18 protein-coding genes are annotated in these 22,039 nt (G+C 63.1%); 17 read left to right on the top strand and 1 reads right to left on the bottom strand.

What is annotated here, in order from left to right; translation table 11 throughout:
* Window positions 1-64: 64 nt before the first annotated feature.
* The 17 genes from PPGU16_RS06050 to PPGU16_RS06130 all read left to right on the top strand — a co-directional run bounded on the left by PPGU16_RS06050 (window position 65) and on the right by PPGU16_RS06130 (window position 19,417).
* Window positions 65-1,159 (top strand): helix-turn-helix domain-containing protein, encoded by a 1,095-nt coding sequence (locus tag PPGU16_RS06050; RefSeq protein ID WP_180722116.1) that lies wholly within the window; start codon window positions 65-67, stop codon window positions 1,157-1,159.
* A gap of 124 nt (window positions 1,160-1,283) precedes the next feature.
* The gene (ispG, locus tag PPGU16_RS06055; protein WP_180722117.1) at window positions 1,284-2,585 is read left to right on the top strand and encodes a flavodoxin-dependent (E)-4-hydroxy-3-methylbut-2-enyl-diphosphate synthase; all 1,302 of its coding nucleotides are present in this window, start codon (window positions 1,284-1,286) and stop codon (window positions 2,583-2,585) included.
* A 31-nt stretch (window positions 2,586-2,616) separates the two neighbouring features.
* On the top strand, window positions 2,617-3,960 hold the full coding sequence (hisS, locus tag PPGU16_RS06060) for a histidine--tRNA ligase (protein WP_180722118.1): 1,344 nt from the start codon (window positions 2,617-2,619) through the stop codon (window positions 3,958-3,960).
* 77 nt (window positions 3,961-4,037) lie between these two features.
* Window positions 4,038-4,664 (top strand): tetratricopeptide repeat protein, encoded by a 627-nt coding sequence (locus PPGU16_RS06065; protein ID WP_007580419.1) that lies wholly within the window; start codon window positions 4,038-4,040, stop codon window positions 4,662-4,664.
* 68 nt (window positions 4,665-4,732) lie between these two features.
* Entirely contained in the window at window positions 4,733-5,878 is a 1,146-nt protein-coding gene (gene bamB / locus PPGU16_RS06070) for an outer membrane protein assembly factor BamB (protein WP_180722119.1), read from the top strand.
* 207 nt (window positions 5,879-6,085) lie between these two features.
* Window positions 6,086-6,292 (top strand): hypothetical protein, encoded by a 207-nt coding sequence (locus PPGU16_RS06075; protein ID WP_180722120.1) that lies wholly within the window; start codon window positions 6,086-6,088, stop codon window positions 6,290-6,292.
* Complete coding sequence (gene der / locus PPGU16_RS06080; protein WP_180722121.1) at window positions 6,292-7,632, top strand: ribosome biogenesis GTPase Der; 1,341 nt, start codon at window positions 6,292-6,294, stop codon at window positions 7,630-7,632. The genes PPGU16_RS06075 and der overlap by 1 nt, the downstream gene beginning before the upstream one ends.
* Window positions 7,633-7,822: 190 nt before the next feature.
* The gene (gene hfq, locus PPGU16_RS06085) at window positions 7,823-8,059 is read left to right on the top strand and encodes an RNA chaperone Hfq (protein WP_007580427.1); all 237 of its coding nucleotides are present in this window, start codon (window positions 7,823-7,825) and stop codon (window positions 8,057-8,059) included.
* Window positions 8,060-8,117: 58 nt separating this feature from the next.
* Entirely contained in the window at window positions 8,118-9,362 is a 1,245-nt protein-coding gene (gene hflX, locus PPGU16_RS06090; RefSeq protein ID WP_180722122.1) for a GTPase HflX, read from the top strand.
* Between the two features lie 30 nt (window positions 9,363-9,392).
* Window positions 9,393-10,796 carry an FtsH protease activity modulator HflK gene (gene hflK / locus PPGU16_RS06095; protein WP_180722123.1) on the top strand — a complete coding sequence of 468 codons (1,404 nt, stop codon included), beginning with the start codon at window positions 9,393-9,395 and terminating at the stop codon, window positions 10,794-10,796.
* A gap of 11 nt (window positions 10,797-10,807) precedes the next feature.
* Window positions 10,808-11,728, top strand: a complete 921-nt coding sequence (gene hflC / locus PPGU16_RS06100) for a protease modulator HflC (RefSeq protein WP_180722124.1) — start codon at window positions 10,808-10,810, stop codon at window positions 11,726-11,728.
* A 43-nt stretch (window positions 11,729-11,771) separates the two neighbouring features.
* Window positions 11,772-11,963, top strand: a complete 192-nt coding sequence (locus PPGU16_RS06105) for a DUF2065 domain-containing protein (protein WP_054924760.1) — start codon at window positions 11,772-11,774, stop codon at window positions 11,961-11,963.
* Between the two features lie 247 nt (window positions 11,964-12,210).
* Window positions 12,211-13,362, top strand: coding sequence for an ATP phosphoribosyltransferase regulatory subunit (locus tag PPGU16_RS06110; protein WP_180722125.1), 1,152 nt, complete (start codon window positions 12,211-12,213; stop codon window positions 13,360-13,362).
* Between the two features lie 220 nt (window positions 13,363-13,582).
* Window positions 13,583-14,929 (top strand): adenylosuccinate synthase, encoded by a 1,347-nt coding sequence (locus tag PPGU16_RS06115; RefSeq protein ID WP_180722126.1) that lies wholly within the window; start codon window positions 13,583-13,585, stop codon window positions 14,927-14,929.
* 3 nt (window positions 14,930-14,932) lie between these two features.
* Complete coding sequence (locus PPGU16_RS06120) at window positions 14,933-15,517, top strand: phosphoribosyltransferase (RefSeq protein ID WP_180722127.1); 585 nt, start codon at window positions 14,933-14,935, stop codon at window positions 15,515-15,517.
* Between the two features lie 303 nt (window positions 15,518-15,820).
* Window positions 15,821-17,707 carry a potassium transporter Kup gene (locus PPGU16_RS06125; protein WP_180722128.1) on the top strand — a complete coding sequence of 629 codons (1,887 nt, stop codon included), beginning with the start codon at window positions 15,821-15,823 and terminating at the stop codon, window positions 17,705-17,707.
* Between the two features lie 693 nt (window positions 17,708-18,400).
* Entirely contained in the window at window positions 18,401-19,417 is a 1,017-nt protein-coding gene (locus PPGU16_RS06130) for an IS30 family transposase (RefSeq protein WP_180722129.1), read from the top strand.
* Window positions 19,418-19,638: 221 nt separating this feature from the next.
* On the opposite strand, the gene PPGU16_RS06135 is transcribed toward PPGU16_RS06130, so the two are convergent.
* Window positions 19,639-21,960, bottom strand: coding sequence for a Tex family protein (locus PPGU16_RS06135; protein WP_180722130.1), 2,322 nt, complete (start codon window positions 21,958-21,960; stop codon window positions 19,639-19,641).
* Window positions 21,961-22,039: the final 79 nt, after the last annotated feature.

Raw genomic sequence — 22,039 nt, forward strand, 5'->3', positions numbered from 1 at the left:
CGGGCGAGGCAAAAAGCCGCCCGTTCGCATGAGTGATAAAAGAATCGACGCGAAAGGATTTGGGATGAGTGAGCCGCAGCACCCGCAACCGCACGACATGGATACGCATTCGGATCGACCGCTGCCGGCGGCCGTGCCGACAGCCGTGCCGTCCGGGTTCGACTCGCTGGCCGCGGTCGGCGCGCGGCTCGCGCAGTTGCGCGAGTCGAAGGGCTGGTCGGTCGAGGATGTATCGGCGCGCCTGAAGGTGTCGCCGGGCAAACTGCGCGGGCTCGAAGCGGGCGATCTCACCCAGCTGCCGGACACGACGTTCGCGCTGGGCGTCTTGCGCAGCTACGCAAAAATGGTGGGTGCCGATCCCGCCCCGATGACGCAGGCGTTGCGTCGCGAAAAGGGCGTACCGGAACCTGCGCTGACCATGCCGGCATCGGCGGGCACCGATCTGCCGCGCGGGAAAGTATCGCTGTCGCTCGGCGGCGGTGCGCCGCGCCGCCGTTCGTGGCTCTGGGGCGTCGCGCTCTCTGTGGTCGTGCTGATCGCGCTCGCCATGTGGCATACGAACAATGGCGATTCGAACGCGTGGCTCGCGCGCCTGAAAAGCATCGCGGGCAGTGCAACGTCCACGGACACGGCTTCGTCGGCAACAGCGCAGGCCGCTAGCGGTTCGGCCGTGACGGGCGAAATCAGCGCATCGGATTCGATGGCGCAAACGGATACCCAGGCGGCCGCTGAAGGCGCGTCGGCGACACCGATGCCCACGCCGCTTCCGATGGCAGGCGCTGTCCCGGCATCGACGGTCGCCTCGGCATCGACGCCGGCGGCTGCAGCGCCGAAAGCCGCGAGCGCCGCGCCGGCAGTGGCGACGGTTGCGTCGGCGGCCTCGGCGAGCGAGTCTTCGGCGGCGCCGGAAGGTTCATCGACGGTTGCGCTGTCGGTCAAGCAGGACAGCTGGTTCAGCGTGCGCCAGAAGGACGGCAAGGAAGTGTTCTCAGGGCTCGTGCACGCGGGTGAAAGTAAGGAAGTCAGCGGGATGCCGCCGCTCAAGGTGACGGTCGGCAATAAGGCAGGTCTGGATTCGATCACGCTGGACGGCCAGCCGGTCGACCCGGCCAAATATGCGTCGGCGAAGGGCAATGTGGCACGCTTCGCGCTGCCCTGACGCCAGTTCAATCGTGTGCGTCGCGGCTTCGGAGCCGCGGCGCTTTTTCAATTCACGCGCCGCATTTCTCAACGGGGCCGGACACTTTCCGGGCCGTGAGCAGGTGGCGTAAGCGGGTTTATCGATGCTCTCCGATCAAGTGAAATCCAGCAGTCAGATTGTTTCGACCGTGCCGGTGTTCGGCGGTCATGCGCCGCGTCGCCGCTCGCATGCGGTCGACGTCCGTTGGGGCGGCCAGCTCGTGACGATCGGCGGCGACGCGCCCGTGCGCGTGCAGTCGATGACCAACACCGATACGGCCGACGCTATCGGCACGGCAATCCAGATCAAGGAACTCGCGCAGGCTGGCTCGGAGCTGGTGCGCATCACGGTCAACACGCCCGAAGCGGCGGCTGCCGTGCCCGCGGTTCGCGAGCAACTCGACCGCATGGGCGTTACGGTGCCGCTGGTCGGCGACTTCCATTACAACGGCCATTTGCTGCTGCGCGACTATCCGGGCTGCGCCGAAGCGCTGTCCAAATACCGGATCAATCCGGGCAACGTCGGCCAGGGCGCAAAGCGCGACACGCAGTTCGCACAGATGATCGAAGCGGCCGCGAAGTACGACAAGCCGGTGCGCATCGGCGTGAACTGGGGCAGCCTCGATCAGGACCTGCTCGCACGGATGATGGACGAAAACGCCGCGCGCGCCGAACCGTGGGAAGCGCAAAGCGTGATGTACGAAGCGCTGATCCAGTCGGCGATCGGCTCGGCGGAACGTGCGGTCGAACTCGGCCTTGGCCGCGACAAGATCATCCTGTCGTGCAAGGTGAGCGGCGTGCAGGATCTGATCGCCGTGTACCAGGAACTCGCGCGTCGTTGCGACTTCGCGCTGCACCTCGGCCTGACGGAAGCGGGCATGGGATCGAAGGGCATCGTCGCTTCGACGGCGGCGCTCTCCGTGCTGCTGCAGCAAGGCATCGGTGACACGATCCGTATTTCGCTGACGCCGGAACCGGGCGCATCGCGCACGGGCGAAGTGATCGTCGGCCAGGAAATCCTGCAGACGATGGGCCTGCGCTCGTTCACGCCGATGGTCATCGCGTGCCCGGGCTGCGGCCGCACCACGAGCACGCTGTTCCAGGAACTGGCGTCGCAGATCCAGACGTATCTGCGCACGCAAATGCCGATGTGGCGCGACACGTATCCCGGCGTCGAGAAGATGCACGTCGCCGTGATGGGTTGCATCGTCAACGGTCCGGGCGAATCGAAGCACGCGAACATCGGTATCAGCCTGCCGGGCTCGGGTGAAAACCCCGCCGCGCCCGTGTTTATCGATGGCGTGAAGGTCAAGACGCTGCGCGGCGAACACATCGCGCAGGAATTCCAGCAGATCGTGAGCGATTACGTCGAGCGCACCTATGGTCGCGCTGAAGCGACGAACTGATTCGCTCCCCATCCAATCGTCAAGTAGACAGATGACTGAACAGAAGAAGCAGAAGCTCGAAAAGTTGTCCGGCGTGAAGGGCATGAACGACATCCTTCCGCAGGACGCCGGCCTGTGGGAGTTTTTCGAAACGACGGTCAAGTCGATGCTGCGTTCGTACGGATACCAGAATATCCGCACGCCGATCGTCGAGCACACGCAGCTTTTCACGCGCGGTATCGGCGAAGTGACCGACATCGTCGAAAAAGAGATGTACAGCTTCACCGACGCGCTGAACGGCGAAAACCTGACGATGCGTCCGGAGAACACGGCCGCCGTGGTGCGCGCGTCGATCGAGCACAACATGCTGTACGACGGCCCGAAGCGCCTGTGGTACATCGGCCCGATGTTCCGCCACGAGCGTCCGCAGCGCGGCCGTTATCGCCAGTTCCATCAGGTGGGCGTCGAGGCGCTTGGCTTTGCCGGTCCGGACACGGACGCCGAAATCATCCTGATGTGCCAGCGTCTGTGGGACGACCTCGGGTTGACGGGCATCAAGCTCGAAATCAACTCGCTGGGCCTCGCTGAAGAACGCGCCAGGCACCGCGTCGAACTGATCGCGTATCTCGAGAAGCACCTCGACGTGCTCGACGAAGACGCGAAGCGCCGGCTGCACACGAACCCGCTGCGCGTGCTGGACACGAAGAATCCGGCCATGCAGGAAGTCGCGCAGAACGCGCCGAAGCTGATCGATTTCCTCGGCGAGGAATCGCGCGCGCATTTCGAAGGGCTGCAGCGCATCCTGAAGGCGAACAACATTCCGTTCACGATCAATCCGCGTCTCGTGCGCGGCCTGGATTACTACAATCTGACCGTGTTCGAATGGGTTACCGACAAGCTTGGCGCGCAAGGTACGGTCGCGGCAGGCGGCCGATACGATCCGCTCATCGAGCAACTGGGCGGCAAGCCGACGGCGGCGTGCGGCTGGGCAATGGGTATCGAACGCATTCTCGAACTGCTGAAGGAAGAGAACCTCGTGCCCGAAGTGGAAGGCTGCGATGTGTACGTCGCGCACCAGGGCGATGCGGCGCGCGAGCAAGCGTTCATCGTCGCCGAGCGTCTGCGCGACACGGGCCTCGACGTCATCCTGCATTGCAGTCCTGACGGTCAGGCGTCGAGCTTCAAGTCGCAGATGAAGCGCGCGGACGCAAGCGGTGCGGCGTTCGCCGTGATTCTCGGCGAAGACGAGATCGCGAGCGGCACGGCGGGCGTAAAGGCACTGCGCGACACCTCGCAAAGCGACGGAAAGAGCGAGCAACAAACGGTGCCGCTCGAAGACTTGACCGAATATCTAATCAATGCGATGGTTGCGTCCACCGAAGACGGCGACGACTGATCGCAGCGTCATTCGAACGGGCCGCACCGGTTGCGGCCCCATTCATATAAAGCACCAGGAAAGGAAAACGCGTCGCGATGAGTTACCACGACGAACAGGAATCGCTTGAAAGCCTGAAGGCTTGGTGGGCGCAGTGGGGGAATGGCGTCACGTGGATCGTGCTGGTCGCGCTGGTTGCCGCAGCGGGCTGGAACGGCTGGAATTACTGGCAGCGCCATCAGGCAGCGGAAGCGGCCGTGCTGTATGACCAGGTTCAGCAAGCCACGGCGGGCACGGACAAGGCGGCCATCACGCGCGTCGCGACCGACATGGAAGACAAGTTCAGCGGCACGGCTTACGCGCAGATGACGGCGCTCGCTGCCGCGAAGGCGCTGTATGCGGCAGGCGACGAGCCGGGCGCGAAAGCGCAGTTGCAATGGGCCGTCGACCACGCCAAGGACGACGAATTCAAGCAGATTGCGAAGCTGCGTCTCGCGTCGCTGCTGCTCGATGAAAAAGCCTATGACGCCGGTCTCGCGCTGCTGAACGATCCTTCGGATGCGTTCAAGGGCGTGGTCGCGGATCGCCGTGGCGACCTGCTCGCCGCGCAAGGCAAGCGTGACGATGCACGCACTGCCTACAAGCTCGCGCTCGACTCGCTGCCGAAGAACGATGCCTCGGCCCGTCAACTGATCCAGTTCAAGCTCGACGCGCTGGGCGGCTGAACGTTGCACGCTGTTGCGACGTCCGCCGACAATTTTTGATCAATACAACATACATGCTTCGTTCACCGATGAATCTGCTGAAACGTTACGCTGTGCCCGTTGCCTGTGCGATGACCGTGCTTGCTCTGACGGCCTGCTCATCGTCGAAAGACGAGCGCCGCGTGCCCACGCCGCTCACCGAGTTCAAACCCGTGCTCGACGTGCAGCAGGTGTGGACGGCCAGCGTCGGCAAGGCCGGACGCTACATGTTCTCGCCCGTCACCGTCGGCGACGCTGTGTATGCGGCGGGCGCGAACGGCTCGGTCGCGAAGATCGATGCCAAAACGGGCAAGGATCTGTGGCGCACGAAGGTCGACGGCGATCTGTCGGCTGGTGTCGGCACGGACGGCACGCTGACGGCAGTCGGTGGCCTGAAGGGTGAAGTGTTCGTCCTCGACCAGAGCGGCAAGCTGTCGTGGAAGGGCGTGGCACCGGGCGAAATCCTGTCGCCCCCGCTCGTCGGCAATGGCCTCGTCGTCGTGCGGACGGTGGACGGTCAGATCACCGCGTTCAACGCGCAAACGGGCGAGCAGAAGTGGAATTACCGTAACCGCGCTGTGCCGCTGAATCTGCGTGTGTCGGCGGGTATGACGTTCGCGGGCGACCAGGCCGTGCTCGCCGGTTTCCCGGGCGGCCAGTTCGCAGCGATCAACCTGCAGACGGGCGACGCCTACTGGACGACGCCTGTGTCGTATCCGAAAGGCGTGACGGAAGTCGAGCGTATCAACGACGTGACGGGTCCGCCCACGCTGGTCGGCGCCGAAACCTGTGCGGTCACGTTCCAGGGACAGCTCGGCTGCTTCGACGCAAACTCGGGCCGTGCGTTGTGGGAAAAGGCGTTCTCGAGCACGAGCGGCCTTGCACAGGACGATCGCACGGTGGTGGCGGGCGACGACTGGGCGATCGTGTCGGCGTTCGACGCCAATACGGGCAAGCAACTGTGGCGCAACGACCAGCTGAAGAGCCGCGACGTCAGCGTACCGATGCTGCTCGGTCACGCCGCCGTGGTCGGCGACTATCAGGGTTACGTGCATTTCCTGTCGCGCGACGACGGCACGTTCGTCGCCCGTGCGAAGACGGACGGCAGCGCGATCACGGCTGCGCCCGTGCTGGCGGGCGACACGCTGATCGTGCAGACGCACGACGGCGATCTGTACGGTTTCCGTCCGCGTTAAAACGTAGTTGGGCTGTGCGGCGCGTCACTCGACGGCGCGTCGTGCGGTGAATGCAGGCCGGCTTTGCCGGCCGCACTTTTTTGATGGCGTCCCGATCCCGATCGGGAACGAGCGCGGAAGAAGCGAGCCGCCCCACATCATCGGGACCGCCGGTCGGGCTGCACAGGCGGTCATCCAGCACGTGTCGCGCTATCACGCGCGATCCAGGTGGCGGCGATCGGGTCGCACGCGCCGCTTGATGGACCCACGCAGGCAGCCAACCTGAAATCCTTTCGCATGCGCAAGCTCCGCGTGTTCGAAATGGGTCAAATTCGTGATAATTTTCGTCAAACGCAGCCGTGCAACGGCCGCATGGCGTTGCCAGCGCGGCAGGTCGACCGTTCGATCCCGCGCCTCACTGTGAACAATATCTGATGAAACCCGTTATTGCCCTCGTCGGGCGCCCCAATGTGGGGAAATCCACGCTGTTCAACCGGCTCACGCGTTCGCGCGATGCGCTGGTCGCCGATTTGCCCGGCCTCACACGCGACCGTCACTACGGTGAAGGCCGCGTCGGCGGCGAGCGTCCGTATCTCGTCGTCGACACGGGTGGTTTCGAACCCGTCGCGAAGGACGGCATTCTGTACGAGATGGCTCGCCAGACGCGCCAGGCCGTCGAAGAGTCGGACATCATCGTGTTCATCGTCGATGGACGCAATGGGCTCGCGCCGCAGGACAAGTCGATCGCCGACTATCTGCGCAAGACGGGCCGGCCGATTTTCCTCGTCGTCAACAAGGCCGAGGGGATGAAATACTCGTCGGTGGCCGCCGACTTCTACGAACTGGGCCTCGGCGACCCGCGCGCGATTTCGGCTGCGCACGGCGACGGCGTCACGGAAATGATCAACGAGGCCCTCGACGCCGCGTACGCCGGCCAACCGGAAGAGAGCGACGAAGAGAAGGCGCAGCATGGCGTCAAGATTGCCATCGTCGGGCGTCCGAACGTCGGCAAGTCGACGCTCGTCAATACGCTGATCGGCGAAGACCGCGTGATCGCGTTCGACATGCCCGGCACGACGCGCGACTCGATCTACGTCGACTTCGAACGGCAAGGCAAGAAGTACACGCTGATCGACACGGCAGGCCTGCGCAAACGCGGTAAGGTGTTCGAGGCGATCGAAAAATTCTCGGTCGTGAAGACGCTTCAGTCGATTTCCGACGCCAACGTTGTGATTCTTCTGCTCGACGCGCGCCAGGACATTTCGGAGCAGGACGCGCACATTGCGGGCTTCGTGGTCGAGCAGGGCCGGGCGCTCGTGGTTGGTGTGAACAAATGGGACGGGCTCGATCCGCATGTGCGTGAGCGCACCAAGGTGGATCTTCAGCGCAAGCTAAAATTCCTCGAGTTCGCTAAGTTCCACTTCATTTCTGCAGCAGAAAAGACGGGCATCGGCCCGCTGATGCGCTCCGTCGACGACGCCTACAAGGCTGCGATGACGAAGCTGCCGACGCCGAAGCTCACGCGCGCGCTGATCGAAGCCGTCGAGTTCCAGCAGCCGCGCCGTCGCGGTCCCGTGCGTCCAAAACTGCGCTACGCGCACCAAGGGGGACAAAATCCGCCGATCATCGTGATTCACGGCAACGCGCTCGACGCCGTCACCGACACGTACAAGCGCTACCTTGAAAACCGCTTCCGGGAAACTTTCTCGCTGACGGGCACTCCATTGCGGATAGAGTTTCGATCAACGACGAATCCGTACGCGGACAAGGGCTGATACAGACCTGAAACGCAGGCCGATTCCAGGCTTGAAATCCGGCCTGAAACCCGCATGTACATTGGGTCCTGGCCGAACGGCCAGGCAAAGCGCTGGTCAATAAAAATCGGCTATAGTGTAGCGATTGACGGCGGATTTCTTTTTCTTCGCCGGCAATAAAGTCAACCTGCAAAAAAACACGGAGTTTGCTATGAGCAACAAAGGGCAATTGTTACAAGACCCGTTTTTGAACGCACTGCGTAAAGAGCACGTGCCGGTCTCGATCTATCTGGTCAACGGCATCAAGCTTCAAGGGAACATTGAATCGTTCGACCAGTACGTCGTGTTGCTCCGGAATACGGTAACCCAGATGGTCTACAAGCACGCTATCTCGACTGTCGTGCCTGCCCGTCCGGTGAATTTCCACCCGGATTCCGAATCATCCTAACCTCTCGTCGCGGCCGGTCGAGCGTCGTCCGCAGGCGACACAGCCCGGCCGCTTCATTTTGACATCCACCAATTTGATCAACGCAGCGCTTGTCGGCATCGACTTCGGTAAGATCGATTTCGAAGCCAGTCTCGAAGAACTCAGCCTGCTCGCGCAAAGCGCGGGTGCCCATCCAGCTGTCACCCTCACCGGTCGCCGTTCCAGTCCCGATGCCGCCATGTTCGTCGGCAGCGGCAAGGCCGAGGAGTTGCGCCTCGCGTGCGAGGCGAACGACATCGACATCGTCATCTTCAACCACGCACTTGCGCCGGCGCAGCAGCGCAATCTTGAGCGTACGCTTAACAGACGTGTCGTCGACCGAACCAGCCTGATCCTCGATATCTTCGCGCAACGCGCGCGCAGTCACGAAGGCAAGCTGCAAGTCGAGCTCGCACAATTGCAATATCTCGCTACGCGCCTCATTCGCGCGTGGACCCACCTTGAGCGGCAAAAGGGCGGTATCGGCCTGCGCGGCCCGGGTGAAACGCAGCTCGAAACCGACCGCCGGCTGATCGGCGAGCGCATCAAGATGCTCAAGGGACGGCTCGAGAAGCTGCGCCGCCAGCACGGCACACAGCGCCGCGCGCGGGCGCGCAACCGTACGATGTCGGTGTCGCTGGTCGGCTATACGAACGCGGGCAAGTCAACGCTGTTCAACGCGCTGACCAAGGCGCAGGCCTACGCCGCGGACCAGCTGTTCGCCACGCTCGACACCACTTCCCGCCGCGTGTATCTCGGCGACGAGGTCGGGCAGATTGTCGTCTCGGACACCGTAGGATTCATCCGTGAGTTGCCTCACCAACTGGTGGCCGCTTTCCGCGCCACACTCGAGGAAACCATTCACGCGGACCTGTTGCTGCATGTGGTCGATGCATCGAGCGCAGTGCGGCTCGATCAGATCGATCAGGTCAACGACGTCCTGCGCGAGATCGGCGCGGACACCATCCGACAGGTGCTCGTGTTCAACAAGATCGACGCCGTGCCTGAACTGGCGGCCCGGGGCGACGCGGTCGAGCGGGACGAGTATGGTAATATTTCGCGCGTCTTTTTGAGCGCGCGCACGGGGCAAGGGCTGGACACACTGCGCGCTGCCATCGCCGAAATCGCAACTGCCGAACATCTGCCGGAGTCCGACGGTCTACTGTCGGAGGGAGGCCCGGAAGCGGCGGCACTTCATCAAGAGCAACGCGATGATGCAGGCGAAGACCACCGCGAAGACCGCAAGATCCCAGACACGGGCGCTGACCCGTTCCAATTGCATTGACCCGCTGTCTACTCTGGTGAACGAACACAGGTGAACGATTACAACGAGCGGAGTATCTGGCTGCGTCTGCGCGGCATGTTGTCGCTGAACGACCCGCGCTGGGGCCGGGGCGAAGGTAATGGCAATGGCGATCGCCAGCGTCTGAACGATTCGAAGCGTCCGCCCAACGGCAAGGACAGCGAAGGTCCGCCCGATCTCGACGAAATGTGGCGCGACTTCAACCGGCGTCTGTCGCGCATGTTCGGCCGCAAGGGAGGCGGCGGCGGTCCGCGTCCGGACAACGGCCGCGGCGCGCGCATCGGCGTCGGCATCATCATCGGCGTGCTGATTGCGATCTATCTCGGCAGCGGCGTGTTCGTCGTGCAGGACGGCCAGGCGGCCGTGGTGCTGCGCCTCGGGCAGTTGCAAGGCACGGTCGGGCAGGGTGTGCACTGGCGTCTGCCGTATCCGTTCGAATCCCATGAAACCGTCAACGTCGGCCAGGTGCGTTCAGTCGAGATCGGCCGCAACAACGTGGTGCGTCTCGCGAACGTCAAGGACGCGTCGATGCTCACGCACGACGCCGATATCGTCGACGTGCGCTTTGCCGTCCAGTACCAGATCCGCAAGCCGACCGACTACCTGTTCCGCAGTGCCGACCCGGATCAAAGCGTGACCCAGGCGGCACAGGCGGCCGTGCGCGAAATCGTCGGCTCGCGCAGCATGAACGACATCCTCTATCAGGACCGCGAGGCCATTCGCGCGCAACTGACGGAAGCCATCCAGCATTCCCTGGACGAATCTCACACGGGTCTCGCCGTCACGGGCGTAACGATTCAGAGCGTGCAGCCGCCGGACCAGGTTCAGTCCGCGTTCGACGACGCCGCCAAGGCGCGTCAGGATCGCGAGCGCGCCAAGCGCGATGCGCAGGCCTACGCGAACGAATTGCTGCCGCGCACGAAGGCGGAAGCCGAGCGCATGATCGACGACGCGAAGACCTACAGCGACCGCGTCGTCGCGCAGGCGGAAGGCGATGCCGAGCGCTTCAAGGAAGTCTATGCGCAGTATTCGAAGGCGCCTGCTGTGATCCGCGAACGGATGTACCTGGAAACGATGCAGCAAATCTACTCGAACACGACGAAGGTGTTCGTCGACAGCAAGTCGGGCAGCAACGTGCTGTACCTGCCGCTCGACAAGCTCGTCGAGCAGACGCGCCAGCGCGTGGCTGATTCGGCTGCGGCCGGCTCCGCGCCGGCAGCACAGGGTGCACCGGCTGCGCAAAATGCACAGGGCGCGCAAGCGGCGGCGCCGGGCAGCAACACGCCCACGATCATCACGCCGTCCGCCGCGCCTGCCGCGCCCGCCAGCAGCGCAAGCCAGGCGGCTGCCGCAAGCGACGCCTTCCGCTCTCGCGATTCGTTCCGCAGCCGCGGCCGCGAAGACGATCTGCAATAAGGAGCGCGAACATGAACAAAATCGTTGCGCTCATCGTAGCCGTCGTGATCGTGCTGTTCGCAGCGTCGTCGATGGTATTCGTCGTTGATCCGCGCCATATGGCCGTCGTCTCCGCACGCGGCGACGCCGCGCCCACGCTCGCCGGCCCCGGCCTGCACGTGAAGCTGCCGCCGCCGCTACAGACGGTGACATCGGTGGACGCGCGTATCCAGTCGCTCGACGCACCCGACGAAGACCGCTACGCCACGTCCGACAAAACGGATCTGCTGGTGAACCCCATCGTCAAATTCCGCGTGTCGGATCCCGTGAAGCTCGTCACGGAAACGAAGGGCGACGTGCAGAGCCTGCCTGACCGGCTCGCGCTGCTCACGCGCGGCGCGCTCGGCGACGCGTTCGCAAAGTACACACTGACCGATGCGCTCGCGAAGCAGGACGCAATCGCCACCCAGGCGCGCGATGGCATGCAGAAGGGCGCGGCGTCGCTGGGCGTCGACGTCGTCGACGTGCAGTTCACGCGGCTCGATTTCCCGGCTGCGATGGCCGATTCCGTCTACAAGCGCATGATCGCCGCGCGCCAGCAGGTCGCCAACCAGCAGCGTGCGGACGGCGCAGCCGAAGCGGACCGGATCAAGGCGGACGCCGCGCAACAGCAGCAGGCGGTGCTCGCCGACGCCTACAAGCAGGCGCAGTCGATCAAGGGCGACGGCGACGGCAAGGCCGCGTCGATTGCCGCCGACGCTTACAGCCGCGATCCGCAGTTCTATCAGTTCTACCAAAGCATGCAGGCGTACAAGAACAGCTTCAAACCCGGCGACGTGATGGTCGTGGATTCGAGCAACGATTTCTTCCGCTTCATGCGCGGGCCGGACGGCGCAGCAGCCGCCGCCGTTCAATCGTCTTCCGGCGCGTCGACGGGCGCGCGCAAACACTGATAACTGGAACGCCGCGGCATACGGATCGCGGCGGCCTCATCGCATGGACATAGCCGGCTCGTTATTGCTCGCGATCGCACTGATGCTGATCATCGAGGGGATGTTCCCGTTCGTGTTTCCGAGCGCCTGGCGCGACACGTTTCGTAAAATAGCGGAACGCCCGCCGCACCACATCCGGATCGGTGGGCTGATCGTCATGGTGCTCGGGCTGCTGCTGCTGTTGATCGCAACCTGAACGGCCGTCATGCGATGCCGGGCGACACTCACGAGGTGACGTCCGTTTCCGGACACTGCGCGTAGCACGCGCCATGCGCCGTCATGCGAGAAGCGCCGTTCGCGTTGCCGGCCATAACGGCGGCCAGGCACGTCGCCGGCTCGCGGGACCAAGCCGCAAGCGGATGCCAAGATTCCGCGCCGCGCATCACTCCAATTTCCAACGGCGTTTGCCATGACGCCGGATTCACCGTCGTAGGACTGTATCGATGTCGACCTGGTTACTTCCCGAGAATATTGCCGACGTGCTGCCGTCCGAGGCACGCAAGATCGAAGAACTGCGGCGCCGGCTGCTCGACCGCTTTCGCGCGTATGGCTACGAGATGGTCATGCCGCCGCTGCTCGAATACCTGGAGTCGCTGCTGACGGGCGGCGGCAGCGACCTCAATCTGCGCACCTTCAAACTCGTCGATCAGCTGTCGGGCCGCACGCTCGGTCTGCGCGCCGATATCACGCCTCAGGTCGCGCGCATCGACGCGCACCTGCTGAACCGCCAGGGCGTGACGCGGCTGTGCTACGCGGGCAACGTGCTGCATACGCGTCCGCGCGGCCTGCACGCGACGCGCGAGCAGATCCAGATCGGCGCCGAAATTTACGGCCATGCGGGTCTCGAAGCGGATCTGGAAATCCAGCAACTGATGCTCGACGCACTGCACCTGGCGGGACTTGGCCGCGTGCGTCTGGATCTGTGCCACGCCGCCGTGCTCGGCGCGCTGATCGACAACGAGCCGGCTGCCGCCTCGCTTGGCGAGGGGCTTTACGAAGCGCTCGCGGGCAAGGATGTGCCGCTGCTGAACGAGTTGACGGCGAACCTCACGCCCGTCACGCGCGACGCGCTGCGTGCGCTGCCCACGCTGTACGGCGACGCGTCCGTGCTCGAAGAAGCGCGCGCGCGTTTGCCGAATGCGCCGGAAATCGCGCGGGCGCTCGACGACCTCGCGTTCCTCGCGCAGCAGGTCGACGGCGCGGAAGTGATGATCGATCTGGCCGATCTGCGCGGCTACGCCTATCACAGCGGCGTGATGTTCTCGGCCTACGTCGACGGCGTGCCGAATGCCGTCGCGCGAGGCGGCCGCTATGACAAGGTCGGCCAGGCGTACGGGCGCGCCCGCGCGGCAACGGGCTTTTCGCTGGATCTGCGCGAAGTCGCGCGCATTTCGCCCATCGAGGCACGCAGCAGCGCGATTCTCGCGCCGTGGCAGCACGACGAAGCGTTGCGCACGAGCGTCGCCGCGCTGCGCGATGCGGGCGAAGTCGTGATTCAGGCGCTGCCGGGCCACGACCACGCACTCGACGAATTTGCGTGCGACCGCGTGCTGGTCGAGCGCAACGGTCAGTGGGTCGTCGAAGCGAAGTCGTGATGTCTTGGAGGCGTGTCGCGTCATGTGAAACGTGACGCCGCAACCATCGAACGTGTGGCCGATCTGAGCCGCGCGCGGCCGGGCCGCAGCGCCTCGCCGCTCCCATGCCTTTGAGCGCAAAAGGAAATTTCGGGAAAATTCGCGGTATCAGTCCGTGAAAAAATCGGGAACCTTTCGCGAACATAGGTAAAATACGTTTTTAACCAGCTTAAGAAACAACATGTCTGCCAGCGCAGTGAATGTGAACCCTGGGCGCAATGTCGTCGTCGTGGGTACCCAGTGGGGTGATGAAGGCAAGGGCAAGATCGTTGACTGGCTGACGGACCACGCGCAAGGCGTCGTTCGTTTCCAGGGCGGTCACAACGCCGGTCATACGCTCATCATCGGCGGCAAGAAAACCATCTTGCGTCTGATTCCGTCGGGCATCATGCGCCCGGGCGTCGCCTGCTACATCGGCAATGGCGTCGTGTTGTCGCCTGAAGCGCTGTTCAAGGAAATCGAAGAACTGGAATCGGCCGGTGTCGACGTCCAGAAGCGTCTCTTCATCTCCGAAGCTACCACCCTGATCCTCCCGTACCACGTCGCCATCGACCAGGCCCGCGAAGCACGCAGCGGCGCTGGCAAGATCGGCACGACGGGCCGCGGCATCGGCCCGGCCTACGAAGACAAGGTGGCGCGCCGCGGCATGCGCGTGCAGGACCTGTTCGAGCCGAAGGCTTTCGCTGAACGTCTGCGCGCGAACCTCGATTTCCACAATTTCGTGCTCACGCAATACCTCGGCGCACCGGCTGTCGACTATCAGCAGACGCTCGACATGATGCTGAGCTACGCAGACCGTCTGAAGCCGATGGTCACGGACGTCTCGCGCCGTCTGTACGACGAGAACGCGGCGGGCAACAACCTGCTGTTCGAAGGCGCGCAAGGCACGCTGCTCGATATCGACCACGGCACGTATCCGTTCGTCACGTCGAGCAACTGCGTCGCGGGCGCGGCGAGCGCGGGCGCGGGTGTCGGCCCGCAGAAGCTGGACTACATTCTCGGCATCACGAAGGCGTACTGCACGCGCGTCGGCTCGGGCCCGTTCCCGAGCGAACTGTACGACGCCGACAACGCCAACCGCCAGGAAGAAGTCGGCCTGACGCTCGCGAAGGTCGGCAAGGAATTCGGCTCGGTCACGGGCCGTCCGCGCCGCACCGGCTGGCTCGACGCCGCCGCGCTGCGCCGCTCGATCCAGATCAACGGCGTGTCGGGCCTGTGCATCACGAAGCTCGACGTGCTCGACGGCCTCGACGAAGTGAAGCTGTGTGTCGGCTACACCGTCGACGGCAAGAACGCCGACATCCTGCCGCGCGGCGCGTCCGAAGTCTCACGTTGCGAGCCGGTGTACGAAACGTTCGGCGGCTGGCAGGAAAGCACGGTCGGTATCAAGGAATGGAACAAGCTGCCCGCGAACGCTCAGGCGTATCTGTCGCGCGTGCAGGAAGTGGCGGGCGTGCCGATCGACATGGTGTCGACGGGTCCGGACCGCGACGAAACCATTCTTCTGCGTCACCCGTTCAAGGTTTAATGCATGATCCAGGGTGTGCCAATGATTGAAATGAAGGACCCGCGCAACGACGAGCGCAATCTGTGGGTCGGCTGGGACGAATATCACCGGCTGATCGAGTTGCTTGCGCTCACCGTTCACGAATCGGGCTGGAAGTTCGACAAGATCCTGTGCCTCGCGCGCGGTGGTCTGCGGGTCGGCGATCAGCTGTCGCGCATCTACGATCTGCCGCTCGCGATTCTCGCGACCAGTTCGTACCGTGAAGCGGCGGGCACGGAGCAGGGCGAGCTCGATATCGCGCAATACATCACGATGACGCGCGGCGAACTGTCGGGCAACGTGCTGCTGGTCGATGACCTGGTTGATTCGGGCGTGACGCTCGCTCGCGTGCAGCAGCATCTGAAGGAGCGGTATCCCGCCATCACGTCGGTGCGTTCGGCGGTGCTGTGGTGGAAGGCGTGTTCGAAGGTGAAGCCGGACTATCACGTCCACTATCTCGCAACGAACCCGTGGATCCATCAGCCGTTCGAGGAGTGGGACACCGTGCGTCCGCACAACCTGAGCGCATGGATCAAGCGCGGCCAGGAGCGTTCGACAGACGCCAGCTAGCATCCAGCCGCCGTCGTGCATGTGCAGGCAGCGGTTGCGGCGAACTGGAACGGAGCCTCTCGAGGCTCCGTTTTTTATGTCCGTTCCGGATTCGTTGATGACCGCGGTCAAACGGAAGAATTTGACAATGCAGCACTTGACACGCGCAAACACGCGCTGGTCATAGGGCGCGATGCTACACTGACCTAACGTTGCGCGACTGCGTGGCGTCTGCACAACGGGCCGAATGGTGGGCTTTGTCGCCTATATTCTTTAGAATAGCGTTCGTTTTTTGCCGCTCAGGAACGGATTCTTTTCGCGTTTATGACAGACAACTCTCACGTCCCCAAGCAGCCGTTGCCCTCGCTTGCAGTCGCTGCGATCGGCGTGGTTTTCGGGGATATCGGCACAAGCCCCCTGTATTCGCTGAAAGAAGCCTTCAGCCCCTCCCACGGCATTCCCCTCACAGAAAGTTCCATTCTCGGTGTTATCTCGCTGCTGTTCTGGGCGATCATCGTGGTCGTCAGCATCAAGTACGTGATGTTCGTGATGCGCGCCGACAACAACGGCGAGGGCGGCGTGCTCGCTTTGATGGCGCTGTCGCTGCGCTCGTTCGACACCAGGAGCAGGGCAGCCGGCCTTCTGATGATGCTCGGCATTTTCGGCGCCTGCATGTTCTACGGCGATGCCGTGATCACGCCTGCCATTTCGGTGATGTCGGCCGTCGAAGGTCTGGAGCTTGCCGCGCCGAAGCTTTCGCATCTCGTGCTGCCGCTGACGATGGTGATTCTCGTGCTGCTGTTCTGGATCCAGCGACACGGGACGGCGATGGTCGGCCGGCTGTTCGGCCCGATCATGGTGCTGTGGTTCGTGACGCTCGCGGTGCTCGGCCTGTTGCATATCGTGCAGGCGCCGGAAGTCATCAAGGCGCTCAATCCGTACTACGCGTTCTCGTTCATGTCGGCGCATCTGCTGCAGGCGTACGTGGTGCTCGGCTCGGTCGTGCTGGTGCTGACGGGCGCGGAAGCGCTGTATGCCGACATGGGCCACTTTGGCGCGGCACCGATTCGTTGCGCGTGGTATTCGCTCGTGATGCCGTCGCTGGTGCTGAACTACTTCGGCCAGGGCGCGCTGTTGATGCACGATCCGAAGGCGATCGAAAATCCGTTCTATCTGCTTGCGCCTGACTGGGCGCTGCTGCCGTTGGTTGTGCTGTCGACGGTTGCGACGGTGATCGCTTCACAGGCGGTGATTTCGGGCGCGTATTCGCTGACGAGCCAGGCGATCCAGCTCGGCTACGTGCCGCGCATGAAGATCCTGCACACATCGGAGCTGGCGATCGGGCAGATCTATGTGCCTGTCGTGAACTGGATGTTGCTCTTCATCATTCTTTGTATCGTCATCGCGTTCAAGAGTTCGGACAATCTGGCGGCGGCGTACGGTATTGCCGTGACGGCGACGATGGTAATCACGACGATCCTCGCGAGCGTGGTGATGGTGAAGGTGTGGAACTGGAACAAGGGCGTCGTCGCGCTGATTATCGGTGCGCTGCTGATTGTCGACCTTGGGTTCTTCGGCGCGAATCTGTTGAAAGTGGCGGAGGGCGGGTGGTTGCCGCTTGGCATCGGCGCGTTGCTGTTCTTCCTGCTGATGACGTGGTTCAAGGGGCGCATGATCGTGAAGGAGCGCACGGCCGCCGACGGTATTCCGTTGATGCCCTTCGTGCAGGGGCTGCTTGCGCATCCGCCGCATCGCGTGTCGGGTACGGCGATTTATCTGACGGGGAGTGCGACGCTCGTTCCGGTGAGTCTTTTGCATAATCTCAAGCACAACAAGGTGCTGCACGAGCGCACGATCTTTTTGACTTTTATCACGCGTGATATTCCGTATGTCGAGGACAAGGATCGGTTGACCGTCAAGGATGTCAGCGGTGGGCTGTTTCTCGTCAAGGCCGCGTATGGGTTCAATGAGACGCCGGATGTGAAGGCGGTGCTCGAGCAGATCAGCGTGTCGCACGATATGTCGTTTGAGTTGATGGACACGTCGTTCTTTCTCGCGAGGGAGACTGTCGTGCCGACGCAGTTGCCCGGTATGTCCGTTTGGCGTGAACGCGTGTTTGCATGGATGCATCAGAATGCGGCGAAGCCGACGGACTTTTTTAGTATTCCCGCGAATCGGGTTGTTGAGCTTGGGACGAAAATAGAGATCTGAGGTTTTTTCGTCTGCGACGCGGGGGGATTCGTGGCGCGGGCGGTTTGAGTTTTTAGTTTGCTTGCGTTTGCGCTGGCGTCCGCGTTTCGTTATTGGTGCTTCACGCGTTGCCCCTGTGCGGGGCGGCACCTACTTTTCTTTGCCGCCGCAAAGAAAAGTAGGCAAAAGAAAGCGGCTCACACCGCCAGTTCTTGTATTTGCCTGAGGGCCCCCAACCGTTCTTACGCTTCAAACGGCAACGCGCCAGTCCGCGTGCGTTGCCAGCGTTCTCTTTTTACGTCTCACCCACTTCACACTCCCGGGTCGCGGCACGCCGTGTCAGATAGCCCTCTGCCGCCCAGGTGGCAAACTGTGTGTAGGCCGCAGTACCTCACACGCCTCACTCCGGACCGATAGCGCACGCGTCCCACGCTGTAAGAGCGCCAGGCTGCACGACGCGACAACCTACACACAGTTTGCCACCTGGGCGGCAGCAACCATTTGCTGCCGCTGGCTCAGATACGGGTATTCGAAGGAGGTGAGGCGCTCATTCAGAGCATTGGCAACGCACGCTGAACAACGACGTTGCCGTGTGAAGGGTGGGGAAGTTGAGGGCCCGTGGATAGGAACACGTGCTGGCGGTGTGAGCCGCTTTCTTTTGCCTCGAGTTCTCAAGTTTGAAGTGCAACACCCCGCCTCATATAAGGTGTTGCTATGGAAAAACGATACCAACAACTCCAGCCTGAAGAGCGGCTGACGATTGCCAGCCAGCATCTGCAGGGTTCAAGCATACGGGCCATGGCCCGTATGCTTGGGCGCTCACCTGCAACGGTGAGTCGCGAACTGGCTCGCAACTGCGGGCCTGACCGCTATGCTTCGGTGCCGGCCCAGGCGTTAAGCGTGGCGCGACGTGTGGCTGGCCGGCGCCCCGCCAAGCTCGATCCGCAGGGTGTTACATGGCGCATCGTCCTCACGCTGCTGGACTGGAAATGGTCGCCTCAGCAGATATCAGGTACGCTCAAACGTATGCACCCGAATGATTCGTCCCAGCGGGTCTCGCATGAGACCATCTATACGGCTATCTACGCTCGTCCGTATGGGGAACTGCGTCGCCAGCTCGTCGCCTGTCTGCGCCACCATCGCAGCGATCGCATGCCGCGAAGTCGAGGCACAGACCGGCGCGGTCAGATTCCAGATATGGTCAGCATTCATGTGCGCCCACCCGAGGTGGACGACCGCGTGATGCCGGGCCACTGGGAAGGCGACTTCATCAAGGGTGCAAACAATGCCTCTTCCGTGGGCGTGCTGGTCGAACGCTCCAGCCGCCTTGTGCTGCTTGCCCGCATGGACGATGCGACAGCTGCCTCGGCACTCGCGGGCTTCTCTGCCAAACTGAATTCCATCGCTGCGCCGCTACGACAGAGCTTCACGTACGACCAGGGCAAGGAAATGGCGTGCCACCAGGAGCTCGCTGCCGCGACCGGTGTGAAGGTCTATTTCTGCGACCCTCACAGCCCCTGGCAGCGTGGCACGTGCGAGAACACCAATGGTCTGCTACGCCAGTATCTGCCCAAGGGCACAGATCTCTCGGTCTACAGCCAGGACGACCTTGATGGCATCGCTGACAGCCTCAACAGCCGGCCACGTGCCACACACGCTTTCCACTCGCCGTTCGAAGTCTTCGCCACCATGCTTGCACTTGCTTCTCAACCTGATAATTCCGTTCACTAGGCATTGTGTTGCGCTTCACATTTGAAACCGCCCCTACTTTTCTTTGCGGCGGCAAAGAAAAGTAGGTGCCGCCCCGCACAGGGGCGACGCTAGCAGACCAGATGCATAACGCGGATGCCAGCGCAAAACACAAGCAAACCAAACCAACCGCGCCACGAAGGCAAACACGCCGATACCGACACAACGGGGCAAACGGGGCAAAAGCCCCGTCCCCAAAACCCTTACCGTTTCAACTTGGCAAAAGCCGCCGCCATAGCATTAACCGGCTCGGGCCCCCGCGCCCGTTGCTGCTGACGACCCGCGCCTCGGTCCTGCGGACCACCAGCCCGCGCAGGCGACGCCGCAGCCGCGGCAACATCATCATCCATCCGCATGGTCAACGAGATCCGCTGACGCTTGACGTCGACCTCCAGCACTTTCACCTTGACGATCTGCCCGGCCTTGACGACCTCATGCGGGTCCTTGATGAACTTCGTCGACATCGCCGACACGTGCACGAGCCCATCCTGATGCACACCGATATCGATAAACGCACCAAACGCAGCCACGTTCGTCACGACGCCTTCGAGCACCATGCCCGGCGAGAGATCCGAAATCTTCTCGACGCCTTCCCGGAAAGTCGCCGTCTTGAACTCGGGACGCGGATCGCGCCCAGGCTTTTCAAGCTCTGAGAGAATATCCAGCACAGTCGGCAGACCGAAACGATCGTCGACGAATTCAGCCGGTGACAGCTTCGACAGCGCATCGCGATTGCCGAGCACGTCGCCGATGTTCCTGCTGATCTTCGCGAGCATCCGTTCAACCACGGGATACGCTTCCGGGTGCACCGACGAGCGGTCGAGCGGATTCTCGCCGCCATTGATGCGCAAGAAGCCCGCCGCCTGCTCGAACGTCTTGTCGCCCAGACGCGGCACCTTGCGCAGATGGTCGCGCGTCGGGAACGGACCGTTCGCGTCGCGATAGTCGACGATGTTGCGCGCGAGCGTTGCGTTCAGGCCGGACACGCGCGCTAGCAGTGCAACGGAAGCGGTATTCGCATCCACGCCCACGGCATTCACGCAGTCTTCGACGACGGCATCGAGCGAACGCGCGAGATCGCGCTGGTTCACGTCATGCTGATACTGCCCGACGCCAATCGCCTTCGGCTCGATCTTCACGAGTTCGGCGAGCGGGTCCTGCAGGCGGCGCGCGATCGACACCGCACCGCGCAGCGATACGTCCATGTCCGGGAATTCCTTCGCCGCGAGTTCCGATGCCGAATACACGGAAGCGCCCGCTTCCGACACGACGATCTTCTGCAACTTCAACTCAGGATGACGCGACATCAGTTCGCTAGCGAGCTTGTCGGTTTCACGCGACGCCGTGCCGTTGCCGATACTGACCAGCTCCGCCTGCGTCTGCGCGGCGATGCGCGCGAGCTTCGCGATCGAGCCGTCCCAGTCGCGGCGCGGCTCGTGCGGGTAGATCGTATCCGTGGCGAGTACCTTGCCCGTGCGGTCGACGACGGCCACCTTCACGCCCGTGCGCAGACCCGGATCGAGACCGATCACGGCCTTCGGGCCCGCCGGCGCAGCCAGCAGCAGATCCTTCAGATTGCGTGCGAACACGCGGATGGCTTCGTTTTCGGCTTCTTCGCGCAGATTCGTCAGCAGTTCGTTTTCGATGTGCGGCTGCACCTTCACGCGCCAGCACCAGCGGCACACGTCCGACAGCCACTTGTCCGCCGGCCGGGCCTGATTCACGATGCCGAAGTGGCGCGCGATCATCGCTTCACCCGGATGCGGCACCTGCGCGTCGAGTTCCTCGCCGAGTCCCAGCTTGATCATCAGCACGCCCGCATTGCGGCCGCGGAAGAGGGCCAGCGCGCGGTGCGACGGCACGGTGCGGATCGTTTCCGAATAGTCGTAGTAGTCGCGGAATTTCTCGCCTTCTTCGCCTTCCTTGCCTTCGACCACCGCAGAGCTCACGACGCCCTGATTGAACAGATAGTCGCGCAGCTTGCCGAGCAGTTCGGCCGTTTCGCCGAACTGCTCGGAGAGAATGTCGCGCGCGCCGTCGAGCGCGGCCTTGACGTCCGCGACGCCTTTCCCGGCGTCGACGTATTGCGCGGCTTCCGTCTGCGGATCGAGCATCGGATTGGCGAGCAGCGCGTCGGCGAGCGGCTGCAGGCCGGCTTCGCGGGCGATCTGCGCGCGCGTGCGGCGCTTCGGCTTGTACGGCAGATAGAGGTCTTCGAGGATCTGCTTGCTGTCGGCGGCTTCGATCGCGACGCGCAGTTCGTCCGTGAGTTTGCCTTGCTCATCGATGCTCGCGATGATCGACGCGCGCCGGTCTTCGAGCTCGCGCAGATACAGCAGGCGTTCTTCGAGCGTGCGCAGTTGCGTGTCGTCGAGATTGCCGGTGACTTCCTTCCGGTACCGGGCGATAAACGGAACAGTCGCTCCTTCATCGAGTAGTTGCACGGCAGCCGCGACCTGGCGCGGCTGGACGGTCAGTTCGGTGGCGATGCGCTGTACGATCTTGATTGCTACGGTGTCCGTCATAGGGTCTTGATGTTCCTGCCGGATTCGACTGTGGCCGCGCTGCGCAATACGTGCGGTACGTGCGGCGGCCGGGTTGCGG

This window comes from Paraburkholderia largidicola, assembly GCF_013426895.1.
Taxonomy (GTDB): domain Bacteria; phylum Pseudomonadota; class Gammaproteobacteria; order Burkholderiales; family Burkholderiaceae; genus Paraburkholderia; species Paraburkholderia largidicola.